General features: G+C 54.9%; 19 protein-coding genes. 10 read left to right on the forward strand and 9 right to left on the reverse strand.

Annotated features, from left to right (window positions below; genetic code table 11):
• The first annotated feature begins 13 nt into the window (after positions 1-13).
• From IXC47_RS13435 to IXC47_RS13445, 3 genes are read left to right on the forward strand one after another with little or no spacing between them, the layout of a single operon-like run.
• Positions 14-316: a PepSY domain-containing protein gene (locus IXC47_RS13435; RefSeq protein ID WP_175625863.1), complete on the forward strand. Its 303-nt coding sequence runs from the start codon at positions 14-16 to the stop codon at positions 314-316.
• Between the two features lie 12 nt (positions 317-328).
• Positions 329-994 carry a response regulator transcription factor gene (locus IXC47_RS13440; RefSeq protein ID WP_175625864.1) on the forward strand — a complete coding sequence of 222 codons (666 nt, stop codon included), beginning with the start codon at positions 329-331 and terminating at the stop codon, positions 992-994.
• Between the two features lie 29 nt (positions 995-1,023).
• Positions 1,024-2,355, forward strand: a complete 1,332-nt coding sequence (locus IXC47_RS13445) for a sensor histidine kinase (protein WP_230089554.1) — start codon at positions 1,024-1,026, stop codon at positions 2,353-2,355.
• A gap of 18 nt (positions 2,356-2,373) precedes the next feature.
• On the opposite strand, the gene IXC47_RS13450 is transcribed toward IXC47_RS13445, so the two are convergent.
• The gene (locus IXC47_RS13450; protein ID WP_175625866.1) at positions 2,374-3,300 is read right to left on the reverse strand and encodes a LysR family transcriptional regulator; all 927 of its coding nucleotides are present in this window, start codon (positions 3,298-3,300) and stop codon (positions 2,374-2,376) included.
• A gap of 100 nt (positions 3,301-3,400) precedes the next feature.
• Between IXC47_RS13450 and IXC47_RS13455 the strand changes: the two genes are divergently transcribed.
• A complete protein-coding gene (locus IXC47_RS13455; protein ID WP_195875940.1) occupies positions 3,401-4,369 on the forward strand; it encodes a tripartite tricarboxylate transporter substrate binding protein in 969 nt (322 codons plus the stop codon).
• Between the two features lie 27 nt (positions 4,370-4,396).
• Positions 4,397-5,101, forward strand: coding sequence for a class I SAM-dependent methyltransferase (locus IXC47_RS13460; protein ID WP_195875941.1), 705 nt, complete (start codon positions 4,397-4,399; stop codon positions 5,099-5,101).
• On the opposite strand, the gene IXC47_RS13465 is transcribed toward IXC47_RS13460, so the two are convergent.
• From IXC47_RS13465 to IXC47_RS13490, 6 genes are all read right to left on the reverse strand, one after another.
• Positions 5,098-6,378, reverse strand: coding sequence for an MFS transporter (locus IXC47_RS13465; RefSeq protein ID WP_175625869.1), 1,281 nt, complete (start codon positions 6,376-6,378; stop codon positions 5,098-5,100). The two genes, IXC47_RS13460 and IXC47_RS13465, sit on opposite strands and share 4 nt — an antisense overlap.
• A 33-nt stretch (positions 6,379-6,411) precedes the next feature.
• Positions 6,412-7,011 (reverse strand): TetR/AcrR family transcriptional regulator, encoded by a 600-nt coding sequence (locus IXC47_RS13470; protein ID WP_175625870.1) that lies wholly within the window; start codon positions 7,009-7,011, stop codon positions 6,412-6,414.
• A 233-nt stretch (positions 7,012-7,244) separates the two neighbouring features.
• A complete protein-coding gene (locus IXC47_RS13475; protein WP_175625871.1) occupies positions 7,245-7,481 on the reverse strand; it encodes a hypothetical protein in 237 nt (78 codons plus the stop codon).
• A 230-nt stretch (positions 7,482-7,711) separates the two neighbouring features.
• Complete coding sequence (locus tag IXC47_RS13480; RefSeq protein ID WP_175625872.1) at positions 7,712-8,221, reverse strand: DUF1993 domain-containing protein; 510 nt, start codon at positions 8,219-8,221, stop codon at positions 7,712-7,714.
• An 88-nt stretch (positions 8,222-8,309) separates the two neighbouring features.
• Positions 8,310-8,945, reverse strand: coding sequence for a tRNA-uridine aminocarboxypropyltransferase (locus tag IXC47_RS13485; RefSeq protein WP_195875942.1), 636 nt, complete (start codon positions 8,943-8,945; stop codon positions 8,310-8,312).
• Between the two features lie 4 nt (positions 8,946-8,949).
• Positions 8,950-9,873 (reverse strand): LysR family transcriptional regulator, encoded by a 924-nt coding sequence (locus IXC47_RS13490; RefSeq protein WP_195875943.1) that lies wholly within the window; start codon positions 9,871-9,873, stop codon positions 8,950-8,952.
• Positions 9,874-10,001: 128 nt separating this feature from the next.
• Here IXC47_RS13490 and IXC47_RS13495 point away from each other — a divergent pair, with 128 nt between their 5' ends.
• Entirely contained in the window at positions 10,002-10,778 is a 777-nt protein-coding gene (locus tag IXC47_RS13495; protein ID WP_407651134.1) for a 3-oxoacyl-ACP reductase family protein, read from the forward strand.
• A 69-nt stretch (positions 10,779-10,847) separates the two neighbouring features.
• On the opposite strand, the gene folE is transcribed toward IXC47_RS13495, so the two are convergent.
• Complete coding sequence (gene folE / locus IXC47_RS13500) at positions 10,848-11,438, reverse strand: GTP cyclohydrolase I FolE (RefSeq protein ID WP_175626100.1); 591 nt, start codon at positions 11,436-11,438, stop codon at positions 10,848-10,850.
• A gap of 295 nt (positions 11,439-11,733) precedes the next feature.
• On the opposite strand from folE, the gene IXC47_RS13505 reads away from it, so the two are divergent.
• Both IXC47_RS13505 and IXC47_RS13510 read left to right on the forward strand, forming a co-directional pair.
• Positions 11,734-12,234, forward strand: coding sequence for a DUF1269 domain-containing protein (locus IXC47_RS13505; RefSeq protein WP_175625876.1), 501 nt, complete (start codon positions 11,734-11,736; stop codon positions 12,232-12,234).
• A gap of 126 nt (positions 12,235-12,360) precedes the next feature.
• Positions 12,361-12,858, forward strand: coding sequence for a hypothetical protein (locus tag IXC47_RS13510; protein WP_175625877.1), 498 nt, complete (start codon positions 12,361-12,363; stop codon positions 12,856-12,858).
• A 138-nt stretch (positions 12,859-12,996) separates the two neighbouring features.
• Here the strand turns inward: IXC47_RS13510 and IXC47_RS13515 are convergent, their stop codons facing one another.
• Entirely contained in the window at positions 12,997-13,611 is a 615-nt protein-coding gene (locus IXC47_RS13515) for an NAD(P)-dependent oxidoreductase (RefSeq protein WP_195875944.1), read from the reverse strand.
• Positions 13,612-13,714: 103 nt separating this feature from the next.
• Here IXC47_RS13515 and IXC47_RS13520 point away from each other — a divergent pair, with 103 nt between their 5' ends.
• Both IXC47_RS13520 and IXC47_RS13525 read left to right on the forward strand, forming a co-directional pair.
• Complete coding sequence (locus tag IXC47_RS13520; protein ID WP_195875945.1) at positions 13,715-14,617, forward strand: LysR family transcriptional regulator; 903 nt, start codon at positions 13,715-13,717, stop codon at positions 14,615-14,617.
• A gap of 351 nt (positions 14,618-14,968) precedes the next feature.
• A complete protein-coding gene (locus tag IXC47_RS13525) occupies positions 14,969-16,279 on the forward strand; it encodes an MFS transporter (protein WP_175625880.1) in 1,311 nt (436 codons plus the stop codon).
• The last annotated feature ends 242 nt before the right edge of the window (positions 16,280-16,521 follow it).

Here is a 16,521-nt window from a genome sequence, read left to right on the forward strand (position 1 = left end):
ATATACTGTTGCCATGCTGAAAAAACTCTTCTTCCTGCTTTTCCTTTGCATCCCGATCGGGATGCCTTTGCTCGTATCGGGCAAGGACAAGGATCACGACGTCGCTTATGAAGCCTTGCAGCGCGGGCAGATTTTGCCCTTGTCGAAAATCCTGGCGCAAACCGCGACCCAGGTGTCCGGCGAAGTGATCAAGGTCGAGCTCGATAGCAAGCGGCTCGAGTACAAGCTCAAAGTGTTGAGTGCAAATGGGCTGGTGCGTAAAGTGCGGGTCGATGCGCGCAACGGGACACTGCTGAGCATCAAAGACGATGATTGAAAGAGATCGCTGATGAGAGCCTTGCTGGTAGAAGATGATCCGGACGTTGGTCAGCACGTACACGATGCGCTGCAAGAAGCAGGCTTCGTGGTGGACTGGTCGCGCGATGGCAATGACGCCTGGTTCAAGGGCGACGTAGAGGAATTCGATGTTGCGATACTGGACCTTGGTTTGCCCCAGCTCGATGGCTTGTCGGTACTCAAGCGCTGGCGCGCTGCCAAACGTACTTTCCCGGTCCTGATCCTGTCGGCCCGCAGCAATTGGGCCGAAAAAGTGGAGGGCATAGAAACCGGTGCTGATGATTATCTAGGCAAACCTTTCGAAGTGGCTGAACTGATAGCGCGTACACGCGCGTTGGTGCGCCGTGCTGCAGGTCATGCCGATCCGGTCCTGACTTGTGGTGCACTGACGCTGGACACGCGCCGCATGACGGCGACGATAGACAAGCAGCCGGTGCGTTTATCGCCACTGGAATTCCGCTTCTTTTCATATCTGGCGCATCAGCCGGGTCGGCCGGTATCCGCCGGAGAATTGGCTGAACATTTGTACGGCGATAGTGACGGCGTTGATACCAATGCGATCGAAGCACTGGTGCTGCGCATGCGCCGCAAGTTCGGTGCCGACCTGATAGAAACGCGTCGCGGCTTCGGTTACATGTTGTCGGGGTCCGGCGATTGAGGGCGCATTCACTTCGTTTGCGGCTGTTATTGGCGGCAGCATTCGCGGTCCTGATTGCGATGCTGATCGCCTGGTTCGTGATGACCTGGCTATTTGCCCGTCATATCGAACGACGCGTGGCGATGGAGCTGGAAAATGAAGCGATTATCCTGCTCGCCGACCTGAAGCTGGACGCCAGCCAGGAACCGCAAGTCGATGAAGGCCCTGCCAATCCCCGTTTCAACCTGCCGTCCAGCGGGCTGTATTGGCAAGTCAGCAATGCACAGGGTATGCAGCGTTCGCGTTCACTCTGGGACGAGTCATTACCGCTACCCACACCCGTGCCACCACTCAGCGCCTGGCGTACTCGCAGCATAGATGGTCCTTTTGGTCAGCGTTTGTTCCTGCTCGAACGAAGCATCTCGCTGTCGCCTGATACGCCGCCTATCCTGTTACAGTTGGCGCAAGACAAAGTGCTGCAATATGTGGCGCGCAAGGAATTTGGTCGCGACCTGGGTTTATTCCTCGCGATACTGGGCGCGGTACTGATTGCTGCTGCGGCCTTGCAAGTCAGTGTCGGACTTAAACCATTGCGCAAATTGCGGCATGAATTACTCAATCTGCAGAGCCATCCTGCGTCGCGCCTGACCGATACCCATCCACGTGAGATTGCACCCCTGATCGATGCGATCAACCGCCTGGCCGATGCACGTGAAGCCGACCTGACTCGCGCCAAACGCCGTGCTGCTGATCTCGCACATTCATTGAAGACACCACTGGCAGCACTGGAAGCACAGAGCAATCGCGCGCGCGCCGCCGGTGCCAGCGAAGCCGCTGACGGGATTGAGCATGCGATTAGTGCGATGACAGCCGCCGTGTATGCTGAGCTCGGACGTTTGCGCGTGGATACGGTGCGCAACAATCTCTACGCCAGTGCGTCATCACCGCAAGAAGCGGCGGAGCAGATAGTCGGTGTGATCGAACATACAGCGATAGGTGAGTCGCTCGTGTTCAATATCGACATTCCTGCATCCTTGCGCGTGCCGGTGCCGCTGGATGATCTCAAGGAGTTACTGGGAGCGTTGCTGGAGAATGCCGCGCGCTTTGCCCGTAGGCAGGTTTGCATGCGTGGCCAAATGGCTGCGGATGGCAAGGTTGAATTGCAGATAGAAGATGACGGGCTAGGTCTGGATGCGGCCACACTATACACACTCCAACATCGCGGCAAGCTGGACGAAGCTGGCCCCGGTCATCAAGGTTTGGGGCTGATCATTGCGCGTGATTTGGTAGAAGCCACCAATGGCCAGATACAGCTTGCGCATAGTGCGCTAGGCGGTTTGAAGATATTGCTGACCTGGTCAGCGCCACAGCGGACAGACTAATTTACGAGGTGACAGCAGTCACCAGATTATCTTGTCCGCTTCAGTTCTGTCGCGGCGATGGTTTTCAAATGCTTTCAGCATGAAATCGACCAGCGCACGCGTCTTGGCTGATAAGTGATTTTTGGTCGGGAACACGATGTAGATATCCGCCGTAGGGAGTTCCCATTCCTCCAGTACGACCCGCAACCTGCCTGAGCGCAGATAGGGTGCGATGTCCCATTCCGAGCGCACTACGATGCCATGTCCATCCAGTGCCCAGGTAGTTGCGCATTCGCCGTCGTTGGCGCTGAGAGTGCCGCGTACTTTGACGGTTTCCTGTTTGCTGCCCGAGCTGAAATGCCAGCTGCCGTAGATCTCGTCGCTTTCACGCAGCAGGATGCAGTTATGGTTTTGCAGATCGCGCGGCACCAGTGGTACACCGTGCTTTTTCAGATAGGTAGGGGAGGCGCAGACCAGGCGACGATTGTCGGCGATTTTGCGCGCCGTGAGTCGCGCATCCGGTAACTGACCGAAGCGGATGTCGGCATCCAGCCCCTGTTCCACCAGATTGACTGGCCGGTCGGTCAGGTGCAGCTGTACTTCGACATCCGGGTATTCACGTGCAAACACAGAGAGTTGCGGCGTGATGTGCCTGCGGCCAAAACCAAAGGTCGCGCTGACTTTTAGCAAGCCTTTGGCAGTAATGTTGCCACCGGAGATGCGTTGTTCCAGCGCTTCCAGTTCGGTCACCAGGCGTGCACCGTCTGCCAGGTAGATTTCTCCTTCCGGCGTCAGGCTGATACGGCGTGTGGTGCGATTCAGCAAACGCACGCGCAGGCGACTCTCGAGTGCCGCTAGTCGCTTGCTGACCGAGGGTGGTGTGACGCCCAGTTCCTGCGCTGCTGCGGCGAGGCTGCCACGTTTGACCAGCAGGGCGAAAAAAGCCAGATCAGAGATACCGTCCATTGATTCCCAAAACGACCGAATGAATTAATTGTGTGGAAATTATATCTGCCGTGATTACGAATAGCATCTGGTCTCATATAAAAAACAAATCGGAGACAACATGAAGCTTCCTACGCTTATCGCGGCGGTCTTGCTACCGCTAGGCCTGAGTGCCTCATTTGCACATGCAGATAACTATCCGACCCGGCCGATCCGTTTGATCGTGCCTTACGCCCCAGGCGGTAGTGCCGACATCGTGGCGCGCCGTATTTCCGACGAATGGGGCAAAGCGCTCGGCGGCAGCATGTATATCGAAAACAAGGCCGGTGCGGGCGGCAATATCGGCGTGGATGCCGTTGCCAAGGCAGAGCCGGATGGCTACACGATAGGTTTGCAGACAGTGTCGCTGGCGATCAATCCATCCATCTTCCCCAAGATGCCGTACGACACTTTGAAGGATTTGGCGCAGATCAGCACGGTTGCGACATCGCAGCACGTACTCGTCGTCAATCCTAATTTCCCGGCGAAGAATGCCAAAGACCTGGTCGCACTGGCGAAGGCCAGCCCAGGCAAGTTTAACTATGGTTCGGCGGGCAGCGGCAGCACCTTCCACATGTCTGCAGAGCTGTTCAAATCAGTTGCAGCTGTCGACATCACCCACGTGCCTTACAAAGGTGGCGGCCCGGCTTTGATCGATACCATCTCCGGCCAGGTCGATATGTGTTTCCCGGTGCTGTCGGCAGCGGCACAGCATGTCAAAGCCGGTAAGTTGAATGCGATGGGCGTGACCGGGCCGAAACGTTCGCCACTGATGCCGGAGGTGCCTACGCTGGCTGAGGCTGGTGTGCCTGGTTATAGCTTTGAAACCTGGTTCATTGTTTTCGCTCCTGCGGCGACACCCAAGCCATTGATTGATAAATTGAATGCGAGTCTGGTGAAGGCACTGAATAACCCGGTCTTGAAAGAAAAAATGATCAAGGAAGGTTTTGATCCCGAAACTTCTACTCCGGCTGAAGCCAGGGCGAAGCTGACCAGGGAACTGGCGAGCTGGTCCAAACTAGTCAAGGAACGCGGTATCACCGCTGAGTGATACATGGTCGGCTGTCATTGAGCACGGATGCAGGCACAGACGTTGTGCCTGAATTGGTGGATACTTACGCTAAGTCTATCCATCCGGAGCAATAAAATTTCAGCCGACAAACTCAATGCGCAGGAACTGGCGCTTATCAGCGACATCACGCTGGATCACTATAATCAGCGTGCCGCAGATTTCTGGGAGGGCACACGTACACATGACGTGAGCCAGAACATCCAGGCCTTACTCAAACACATTACGGCAGCTGCGCCGTACACGATACTGGATCTCGGTTGCGGCCCGGGACGTGACCTTAAAACTTTCAGTGAAATGGGACATATTGCTGTCGGCCTCGACGGTTCCGCCGAGTTCGCGCAGATGGCGCGTGATTATGCGAAGTGCGAGGTGTGGCAGCAAGACTTCCTGCATCTTGATTTGCCGGATGCGCATTTCGATGGCGTGTTTGCCAATGCATCCTTATTCCATGTGCCGAGTCAGGAATTGCCGCGCGTCTTGCGGCAACTATATGCGACGCTGAAAACCGGCGGCGTGCTGTTCAGCTCGAATCCGCGTGGTCAGAATGAGGAGGGCTGGAATCGAGGCCGTTATGGTGCTTACCATGAGCTGGCAAGCTGGCGCGCTTACATGACGGCTGCCGGTTTTACCGAACTCGAACATTACTATCGGCCAGCCGGCTTGCCGCTGGAGCAGCAACCGTGGCTGGCCACTATCTGGCGTAAGGTCTAAGCTGTGGCCTTCACAGGTTTTTTGATCATGAATACGATCACGGCTGCAAACAGACAGGCGATGCCCGCTGCGTACAGGGCAGGGGTGTAAGCCATCAGGATGGTACGCGACAAACCTGCGCCATACGCTGCCACTGCGCCGCCGATCTGATGCGCGGTAAAGATCCAGCCGAACACCATGCCCGCTCTTTCCTTGCCGAACTCGGCACCCGCCAGCTTCACTGTGACAGGCACAGTGGCGAACCAGTCCAGCCCGTAGAACATCGCGAACAGCGACAAGCCATACAAAGTGAATTCCGAGTGTGGCAGCCAGATCAACGACAAGCCACGCAAGCCGTAGTACCAGAACAGCAGTTTGCGGTTGTCATAGCGGTCCGACAACCAGCCGGAAAGGATGGTGCCGACGAAATCAAACGCACCCATCATCGCCAGTACGCTGGCAGCAGGAATCGCTGCCATGCCGTAGTCGCCGCACAGCGAAACGAAGTGGGTCTGGATCAGGCCACTGGTGCTCAGGCCGCAGATGAAGAAGGTACCGGCCAGCACCCAGAAAGTGCGGTTACGCGAAGCGCCGAGCAAGACACGGAATGGCTCCATCATGGTCATCTGTGCAGTAGCCGGTGGTGGCGGTGGCACGCTGTCGGGTGCAGCGCCATAAGCAACGGTACCTACATCATGTGGCCGGTCACGTACCAGCAGGAAGGCCAGTACGGCGACCAAGGCGCAGCACAGGAAGACCGGGATCACCGACATACGCCAGCCATAGTTCTGGATCAGCCATGCACCGAACGGCAGGAAAATCAGTTGTCCGGTAGCCGAGCTGGCAGTCAGCAAGCCGAGTACCAGGCCGCGACGTTTTTCAAACCAGCGATTCGCTACTACCGCCCCCAGCACGAGTGCGGTCAGGCCGGTACCGGTACCAAGCAGCAAGCCCCACAGCAGGAACATTTGCCACAGCTCGGTCATCATGGTCGAGAGCGCGAGACAGGCAGCCACCAGTACCAGCGCAATCGTAATCACCTTGCGCAAGCCAAAGCGTTCCATGAAGATGGCGGCGAACGGGCCGATGAAGCCAAACAGTACATAGCGTACCGCCACGGCCGATGAAATCTGGTCATTGCTCCAGCCGAATTCCTTGCTCAATGGTTGCAGCAGGACGCCCGGCAACCCAAGCGCTGCGGATGATGTCAGCATCGTCAGGAAGGTAATCGCAACGATTACCCATGAGAAATGTATTCCTCTGCGATCCAGCCAGGTAGACAGCGATTGAGCGTACATAAAGATCCTATGGTTGGAACTATGAGTGAGGGTTTAAGGAGCGACTGCAATATTGCCGAGCAATTGTTCACGGGCGACCGCCAGTAGTTCACCGGCTATCGGATAACCTTCGGTGGCGCGTGCCAGCGCCATCGAGCCGACCATCATGCTCCACTGCGCGAGAGCGGTCTTCCGACGCACCGCCGGGTCAGGTGAGGTGCACAGCGAGGCAAGGATTTCGACCAGCTCTTCGGTACCTGCCATGTAGGCAGCGCGTACCGGTTTATCCAATGCTTCGCGTGCGACGTCAGTGGTCAGTGCTGCTCCTGGGCAGCCGTTGCCGACATCGCGTACTTTTTGTGAGGACAGGTAGCCGTCGATGATGGCGTACAGCGCTTGCTGCTCATCCGGTTTGCCTTCCATCCGCTTTTGCCAGCGCTCGGATGCTTCGCTGAAGGCAGTGGCGCATGCGACCGCCGCCAGTTCATCCTTGGATGAGAAGTGGCCATAGAAGCCACCGTGGGTCAGACCTGCTGCAGCCATCAGGTCGGCAACGCTGACGCCGTTAAACCCTTTTTCGCGGAACAGCTTGGAAGAGGCTTGTTCGATGGCGGTACGGTTGAGATCGGTTTGTTCCTTGGATACGCGCGGCATGATGATTCCACCTGAGAAATTGATTAAATCGGATAATAGATGACGTCCATCATAAATGCAATAGATGTCGGTCATCATTTATAAGGTGTGAGGAATCAGCAACCGGCATCAAGCATGGCGACTGCGTGCGGGCACAGCTGTTGATGGCTAAAGACGGCAGCGGCTAGCCGGGTTGGTCGCAGCTATGGCTGCGACCGGTGTGAGAGAGCGAGGCGAGGCAGGTAATAAAGGGATTAGAAGTCATTCCAGTTATTACCGCGAACTTCGCTGCGACGTCGTATCTCCTCAAGAATCAAGGGCTCCGCTTCCTGCCAGCGCAGCATGATCATAGGATCGTCGGATTCGCAAAACAGCGAACCGAAGAGATGATGATCAACGGCATAGATATTGAAGAGTGCGGTGTTGATGATCCGGGAATAGAAACGTTGCGTTTCGATATCCATATCGGCAAACATTTTTCTGTCGCTCATGGCAATCTCCCGCACAGAGATGGATTGAAGTTGCACTTCATTATATGCAGCGATGTCGCAAGCGATACCTTTTTATGCTGCCAGATAATTTTTTTGTCGCTTGCTTGCCGTAGTTTGTCTTTTCTCGCCTATTCTGTGGCGCAAATGAGAAGGGCAGACATCGCTGTCTGCCCTTGCTGTCATGAAATGAGGCGAGCGACCTATACCTTGCTCGCCGATTCATAGTTCTATTAATACGCGCCCATGTAATCACGTTTGCCGATTTCTATGCCGTTGTGGCGCAGGATGGCGTAAGTGGTCGTGACGTGGAAAAAGAATTGCGGCAAACCGAAGCTGAGCAGATAAGCCTGGCCGTTGAATTTCTTTTCCTTCGGTGTACCCGGGCGCAGCACGATGTCACGTGCTTCCTGGCCGTCGATTTGTTCTGGTTTGATCGTGTCAATGAAGGCCAGGGTTTTGGCGATCAGCGCTTGCAGGTCGGCAAAACTTTTCTCGCTGTCGTCGAATTTGGGTACTTCGAGACCTGCCAGGCGGGCCGACACGCCACGCGAGAAGTCACAGGCTACCTGTACTTGGCGCAGCAGCGGGAACATGTCGGGGAACAGGCGCGCCTGCAAGTAGGCTTCCGGTGCGATGCTTTTGGCGGTCGCATACTCTTCGGTTTTCTTGAGGACATCGCTGACGCTGTTAAGCATTTGCTTGAAAACAGGAACTGAAGCGGCGTAGAGAGAGATGGTCATGTGACTTCCTTGGTGAGTGTGACGTAAGTTGCGATCCGAATTCTGGACAGATTATAGGCAGGTTTGCAAAGCGGCGTTGGCGATGGCTTTAAACCTGCGTTTCAGGGCGATACGCCTGTTGTTGCGCAACGAAGCCATCAAACGCCGCCAGCAGCGGCAGATACTTTTCGGCATCATTTTCCATTTGCATCAGCGCATAGCAAGTCGCTTCAAACGATGATAGCTGATCCGGTTTGTGCGCCTTGCGTATCGCGTAATGTGAGGCCGGCATATCGGCCAGCGGCAGTCGGGGCAGCTGTTGCAGCATGGGGTTCAGGTACAGCATCTTGCGGCTCTTGCGCCAGGTCGCGTCCAGTACCACCAGGCGATAAACGCCATCATCACCAGGCGCTTCCGGCCAGGCTGGCGGCATTGCAATCTTGTGGTCGGCGCTGGTGTCGGGGTAGAGCAGGACAGGGCGTACGGCGTGTTCCTCGTCATTGACACCATCGTACAGCAGCCGATGCAGTGCATCGTCATCGAAGGTCTCGCCGACGACCAGGCGGCTATGCGGCAGGCTCAGATGCAACAGGCGTGCACTGTTCTTCGCATTGCCGACTTCCAGCGGATGCTGCAGGAACAGGACTTCCACCTGATGTTCTACCGTGCGTACCCAATGGCAGATGCAAGCGCTTTGCGCACGCAGGCATAGATTGCACATAGAACGTTTGGTAGTGACGGACATGGGATCAGAAGGCGGAAAAGCGTTTCGCGAGGTTTTGCGTACGGAAGTGTTCGACCACATAGTCGACAAAGGCACGTGTTTTTGCAGGCAATAATTTCTGTGCCGGGAAGTATAGCGAGAGCGTACCCATATCGACATACCAGGCCGGCAGGACGCGTTTCAATAGGCCGCTTTCCAGATAACGCAATGCGTTCGGCATGGACACCAGTGCGATACCGAGTCCGCTTTGTGCTGCTTCGCAAGCTGCATCCGGATCGCTCATGGTCATGCGTACCCGCATCGCCGCCGGTGCCTGTTCATTGGTTTGGTTGCGCAGTGACCATGGACGTATGCGTCCGGTTTGTGGTGAGCGTATGAAGATGCCGTCATGTTGCGGCAGCTCGGCGGGTGACTTGAGCTGCGAATGATGTTCAAAGTAATCCGGTGCCGCTACCAGTACGCCATGACCGGGTGACAGGGTACGCGCTACGACCCCGGGCGGCAGTTCAAAGCCGCCGCCTATTGCAGCATCAAAACCTTCGGCAATCATGTCGACGCGCCGGTTATCGAAATGCCAGTCCGGTGTGATGGCTGGATAACGCGTCAGGAAGTCGCGCAGCAACGGCACGATATAGGTTCGCCCGAAACCTGTACCCATGCTGATCTTGAGTGAGCCTGCCGGTTGACCATCGGCACTGGCCAGATTGGCGACCGCGGACTGGATCACAGCTAGGCCACCGCTGACTTCTGCCAGGAAGCGCTCGCCCGCCTCAGTCAAAGTCAGGCTGCGGGTACTGCGCTGGAATAGCCGTACACCCAGGCTGGCCTCCAGCCGCGCTACGTTTTTGCCCACCGCTGCCGAGGTCAAACCCAGTCGCCGTGCGGCTTCCGAGAAGCTGCCTGCCTCTGCGCTGCGGACAAAACACTCTATGCTGGTCATGGATTCCATAGATTCACTTTAAACTTTTAGTATCAATAGATTATATGGATTGCTGGCTAGTCACAACATAATCCTTGCCCGATACTGACTTCGTACTGCTTTTACTGATTCCTTTTAAATACACCTACGGAGAATTCATCGTGACCAACAGCAAATCGAATACACAAACCAACGGCCAACAATTCACAGGCAAAGTGGCCTTCATCCAGGGCGGCTCACGCGGCATAGGCGCAGCCATTGCCAAACGCCTGGCGCGCGAAGGTGCGGCAGTTGCCTTCACCTACGCCAGCTCAGCCGATAAGGCAAAAGAAGTGGCACAGGCGATCGAAGCTGCAGGCGGCCGTGCGCTGGCCATTCATGCCGATAGCTCGGATGAGAAAGCCGTACGGCAAGCGATACAAGCTGCTGCCAAGGCATACGGCGGCATCGACATCCTGGTGAATAACGCAGGTGTGCTGGCACTGGCGCCATTGGAAGATTTCAAACTGGAAGACTTCGATCGCACCATCGCCGTGAATGTGCGCAGTGTGTTCGTGGCGGCACAGGAAGCAGCGCGTCACATGGGCGATGGTGGACGCATCATCACCATCGGCAGCACCAATGCTGACCGTATGCCATTCGGTGGTGGTTCAGTGTATGCGATGAGCAAATCAGCGATCGTTGGCCTGACCAAAGGTCTGGCACGCGATCTCGGTCCACGCGGCATTACGGTTAACAACGTGCAGCCAGGTCCGGTTGATACCGATATGAATCCTGCGAACGGTGATTTTGCTGAAACACTGAAAGGCATGATGGCGATTCCGCGTTACGGCAAGGATGAAGAGATCGCCAGCTTCGTGGCTTACCTGGCTGGTCCGGAAGCGGCTTACATCACAGGTGCCAGCCTGACGATAGATGGTGGCTTTTCGGCTTAAGTGTTAAGCGAAATAAAAAAGGCCTGCACATGATGCAGGCCTTTTGACGTGCTGAGATGCTGCGGGCGATTAGTCTTTTTCGCGTGCCAGCATCATGAATTCATTACGCAGTCCGAGATTGGTGCGCATTTCACCCAGCAGTGCCGAGGTTACGGTTTCTTCGCCTGGCGTGCGTATGCCGCGGCTTTCCATGCACATATGGCGGCAGCGGATAACTACGCCTACCGACAAAGGCTGCACATGTTCCATCAATGTATCGGCGATCTGTATGGTCAGGCGTTCCTGTACTTGTAAACGTTTGGCAAAGCAATCAACCAGGCGTGTCAGCTTGGACAAACCGACGATCTTGCCGTTAGGTGTATAGCCGATAGTCGCAGTGCCGAAGAAGGGCGCGAGGTGATGTTCGCAATGGCTATAGACCGGGATGCCGCGCACCACGATCAATTCATTGTATTGCTCGGCACCATCTTCAAAGACCTTGAGGATCTCTGCCGGGTCCTGGTCGTAGCCCGAGGTCCAGTGCTTCCATGCTTTCTCCACGCGTTGCGGCGTTTCAAGCAAACCCTGGCGGTCTGCATTTTCACCGAGGTGGGTCAGCAGGCGACGCCAGTCATCGGTTGAGAAATCGTCGTTGTGCTCAGTGTTGATAGGATCTTTCAATGGTGCTCCATCTGCAGTGTTCGTGTTGATCGTCGTATTCATCGACTACGGTTGTGGCTCCGGTATAAGTCGTCTGTATTGCCGTTTTCGGACTTAAGTGAAACCGCGATTGGCATGATTGTAGCCTTTATGTGGCAGAGCCTGCAGACGATGCTGTTTTTCGGCAAGTTTTACCCTGTGTTTACATATGTGGATAGCAGGCATTTTTCATTGCGCGCAGGCAAACACTTGTGCATTGCATGTCCGCACAAACTGCCTATACTGAATTTGGGAGCAGGTAAGTAAAGGAGACATCATGAGACACAGACTTTATTATTTTCTTCCGGATATCAATAGTGCCCGTCGCGCCTTTGACAATATGTTGCTCAGCCGTATCGAGCAAAAATACGTGAGCTTTATTTCTGGTGGTGCGCCGCTTCCACATGATTTGCCGGAAGCTAACTTCCTCGTTAAAACCGATGTGCTGCACGGTGCTGTAGCCGGAATGATCATGGGTGCAATACTTGGTGCCGCTTTCGGTGCCTTGCTGATCAATTACTACGATGTGGGACCGGCAACCGTACTGGTGACGACCCTGATGGGTATCCTGTTCGGTGGCTGGGCTTCCAGTATGGCTGCCGCGGCGATGCCGAATTCACAGCTGAAAAAATTCATGCCGGAACTGGAACGCGGCAAGGTGCTGATGATCGTGCATGTACCTGCACGTCGCGTTGAGGAAATTGAAAAGATGCTGGCAGAACGTCATCCGGAAATTCGCTTTAGTGGTGAAGAACCACATATCCCGGTTTTCCCATAAGCGAGCTGCGTGGTTGTAATGCTTCATGCCGTTACCGGAGCGGACATACAACGGCAGGGTGCAGATAGGGTAGTTACCGAGTCCGCAGGCAAGTGATCGGTGACTGTATTTTTAACGGAGGTTGCTATGGAACTTCACATGCATTCGCATCGTTGGGAGCAACGCATGCCAGATTGGACTGTGGCAGCGGTTTCCGGGTTTGCGGCAGGCGCGGTTTTAATGGTGTTGGAACTACTTTGGTCGACGATTATCCAGGGCACAAGTCCATGGGTGACGTCACACATGATTGCCGCGATCGTGCTCGGACGGGATGCGCTGCAATCCACTGACTTCAGTCTGGAAGTAGTCAGCGTGGCGCTTGTTACGCATTATGTATTGGGTATAGGACTGGGTCTGGTACTGGCTGCGATTATCGTACCTTTCCGTTTTGATTCAAGCATAGGTATGGTCTTGCTGACCGGTGCTGTATTTGGTGTATTGGTGTACCTGTTTAATTTCTACGGCATGGTACGTTTCTTCTCGTGGTTTACTGAAATGCGGGGCTGGACCACCATGCTGGCCCATGTGATTTTCGGTATGGTCGCAGCGGCCATGTACTGGAAGTTGGAACAAACAGAAAGATAAGCTGTACTGCAGAATAAGTTGTGCTGCAGATCAGTTGTGCTGCGCATAGTGCAAAAAAGTCGCGCTTGTGAAAAACGGTGAGAGTCTGTCCAGACCTCACCGTTTTTTTCTGTTTGTTTTAATCAGTGTGATTCCTGATTAATAGCCGATGGTAAAGCGCTGACGGCTGTGTGCTGGTTTTTCCAGTTCGTCGATGTAGGCAATCGCATAATCCTTGAACGAGATCCAGCTGCGACCATTTGCATCGACCAGCAGATGGTCTTTGCCCAGGCGGAATTTTTCCGTGCGGGCTTCTTCGACGAACTCTGCAGATGGCGACAGGAAGGTCCAGTCCAGTTCTTTTTCTTGCAGTAGTGTGTCGAGGAAGATGCCGCCAGCAGTTGCTTCTGCCTTGTACGCTTCCGGGAAGTCTGGCGAGTCGATGACGCGCACGCCGGGTGCGACCAGCAGGCTGCCTGCACCGCCGACCACCAGCAAGCGTTTGACGCCAGCTTTTTTGACCGGATTGATAATCGCGCTGGCAGGGATGCCGCTGAAGTGTGCAGCACTGAACACAGCATCATGTCCGGCCACTGCTTTTTCCAAGGCTGCCGCATCCAGTACGTCCACATCAACGGTCTTTACGCCGGGACGACCTGCCAGTTTGCTTGTATTGCGTGCGATGGCTGTGACGCTATGACCGCGACGCAGGGCTTCTTCCAGTAATTGGCTACCGGCACGACCAGTGGCACCGATGATGGCAATCTTGCTCATATGTTGCTCCTAAAGGGTTAAGTGACGTAGGTAGCTTAGTTGCTTAAAGCAGATATAAAAAGCGTATTATGCTAGATAGTTTGTTTCTGAAATCGGTCAAATCATGGATCGCATCACCGCAATGCAAGTGTTTGTCAGTGTAGTCGATAGCGGCAGCCAGTCTGCCGCTGCGGAGCAGCTCGACCTGTCGCGCCCGGTCGTCTCCCGTTACCTGGCGGAGCTGGAAGAGTGGGCCGGAGCGCGCTTATTGCATCGGACTACACGCAAGCTGAGCCTGACCGCAGCCGGAGCCGAGATGCTGCCGCGCTGCAGGCAAATGCTGGAACTGACTACGGATATGAAAAACGCCGTGGCGATTCCGGAGGATGCGCCACAGGGTTTGCTGCGTATCACGGTCAGTACTTCGTTCGGACAGGCGCAATTGGCGGCAGCGGTGGCTGACTATGTAAAGAAGTATCCAGGCGTGACGGTCGATATGCTCTTGCTGGACAGGGTAGTGAACCTGGTCGAAGAACGCATCGATCTGGCGATACGTGTCAGCAAAGAGCTGGACCCGAATCTGATCGCACGTCGCCTGACTGTGTGTCGCTCGGTGGTATGTGCAGCGCCTGCTTATCTGCGCGAACACGGCCGGCCAACGCAGCCGGAGCAACTAGCGCTGCATAACTGCCTGACGCATGCTTACTACGGCAGTGTGTGGTTGCTGGAGCGTGGCGATGAGCCGGTGAATGTTGCGGTAAAAGGAAATATCAGTGCCAACGATGCAACTTCGCTGGTACAGGCGACGTTGGCCGGAGCAGGGGTGGCATTGCTGCCTACCTTCCTGGTGGCACCCTTAATCCGTTCAGGGCAGTTGCAAGCCTTGTTGCCGGAATATCATCCGCAGGAGTTTGGCGTGTTCGGTGTGTATGCGTCGCGCAAGCATATGCCAGCGACTTTACGCACCATGCTGGACTTCCTGGCTGAACGCTATACCGATGAACCGGACTGGGATCAGGCGATCTGATGATAAATTTGCAAGTGCAGCAATAATTCGTTGGTCGACATCCGTTTATATTCTGAAAACAGATGAATTTTGCATTGCTGTCCTGCAGCATTATTTTCATCTGTAGATGAATTGTTTGCATGTGTGTGCAAAAAACCGGGTGCTATGATCGCCAAGTCAGCAAAACTGGCCACCTATCCATGCCCGGTAATATCCCAAACCGGCACCCGCAAACGTCTGTCAATCCAGCATTTGTAGCAGTTTAGTAGATAGCACCTGTCTTTTTGAGGCAGTGCACCATCCGGCATGATCAGAGGGCAGTTTATCTCCTTCTGTGCTTTCGGCCTGACAATTCTGATTTAACACTTATATATGAGCTCCATTCCTCTCAGTACTACCGCCAGCGATCGTACCAAGCTGGAGGACAGCATTTACGCCAAGGTAACCCTGCGTTTGCTGCCTTTCCTGTTCCTTTGCTACGTTGCCGCTTACCTTGATCGCGTCAACGTGGGCTTCGCCAAGCTCAGCATGTTGAACGACCTGCAATTCAGCGAAACCATTTACGGCCTTGGCGCCGGTATCTTCTTCATCGGTTACTTCCTGTTTGAAGTACCAAGCAACATCATCATGCACAAGGTCGGCGCCCGTCGCTGGATCGCCCGCATCATGATTACATGGTCCATCCTGTCGGCTGCGACCATGTTCGTCACGACACCAACCATGTTCTACGTCATCCGCTTCCTGCTGGGTGTTGCAGAAGCTGGTTTCTTCCCAGGCATCGTTCTGTACCTGACCTACTGGTTCCCGACTTCGCGTCGCGGCCGCATGAACGCATTGTTCATGATTGGTATTCCTATCGCTGGTGTAGTTGGTGGTCCTTTGTCGGGCTGGATCATGAATGCCTTCGCTGGCATGAATGGCTGGCACGGCTGGCAATGGCTGTTCCTGCTGGAAGCCTTGCCATCGCTGGCGCTCGGTATCATGACTTTGTTCTACCTGCCTAACAGCATCCGCGCTTCGTCGTGGTTGTCGGAGAACGAAAAAGCGATCCTCGAAGCCAACATCGCAAAAGACAATGCCGGCGGCGAAAAGTCGCACTCGGTAGCAGGCGTCTTCACCAATCCAAAAGTTTGGCTGATGGCTGCAATCTACTTCTGCTGCATGATGGGTCTGTACGGTATCAGCTTCTACCTGCCAACCCTGGTCAAGGCTTCCGGCGTGAAAGACGCGCTGGATGTTGGCCTGCTGACCGCGATTCCATACACCTGCGGCGTGATTGCTACCTTGCTGGTGGCACGTAGCGCTGACCGTATGCGTGAGCGTCGCTGGCACTTTGCGATTGCAAGTGCACTCGGCGGCCTCGGCTTGTTCCTCAGCACCGTCTACGGCAACAACGTCGTACTGGCACTGATGGCCTTGTCGCTCGGTACCGCTGGTATGTTGTCGACCATGCCTGTGTTCTGGACCTACCCAAGCGCAATCCTGGGTGGCGCTGCAGCGGCAGCTGGTATCGGCCTGATCAATTCGGTCGGCAACCTGGCTGGCTTCGTCAGCCCGACTATCGTCGGCTGGTTGAAAGACGTAACCGGCAGCACCAACGCTGGTATGTACTTCGTCGCTGGTGCGTTGGTACTGGGCGCATGCCTGGCACTGTTGCAACCACGTTCACTGGTGAACAAGTAAGCTCTGCTTACTAGTCACTAACTAAAAAAAGCCCGCTGATGCGGGCTTTTTTATTGTGCGTGCCATGCACAAAAGGATTTAAGAGGAGGCTGGAAATCCATATATGGATAAATGGTAATGAGAAACATTCTCATATTATCTGCTACCATCGAGGTTTTCTTTCCTCACACTTTTTTAACAATGCATCTTCAACATACATCCCGGGTCTCTACCATCCACTTATTTGTCTTTTTCGTATTGAG

It is taken from the genome of Herminiimonas contaminans (assembly GCF_015645465.1).
Taxonomy (GTDB): Bacteria; Pseudomonadota; Gammaproteobacteria; order Burkholderiales; family Burkholderiaceae_D; genus Oxalicibacterium; species Oxalicibacterium contaminans.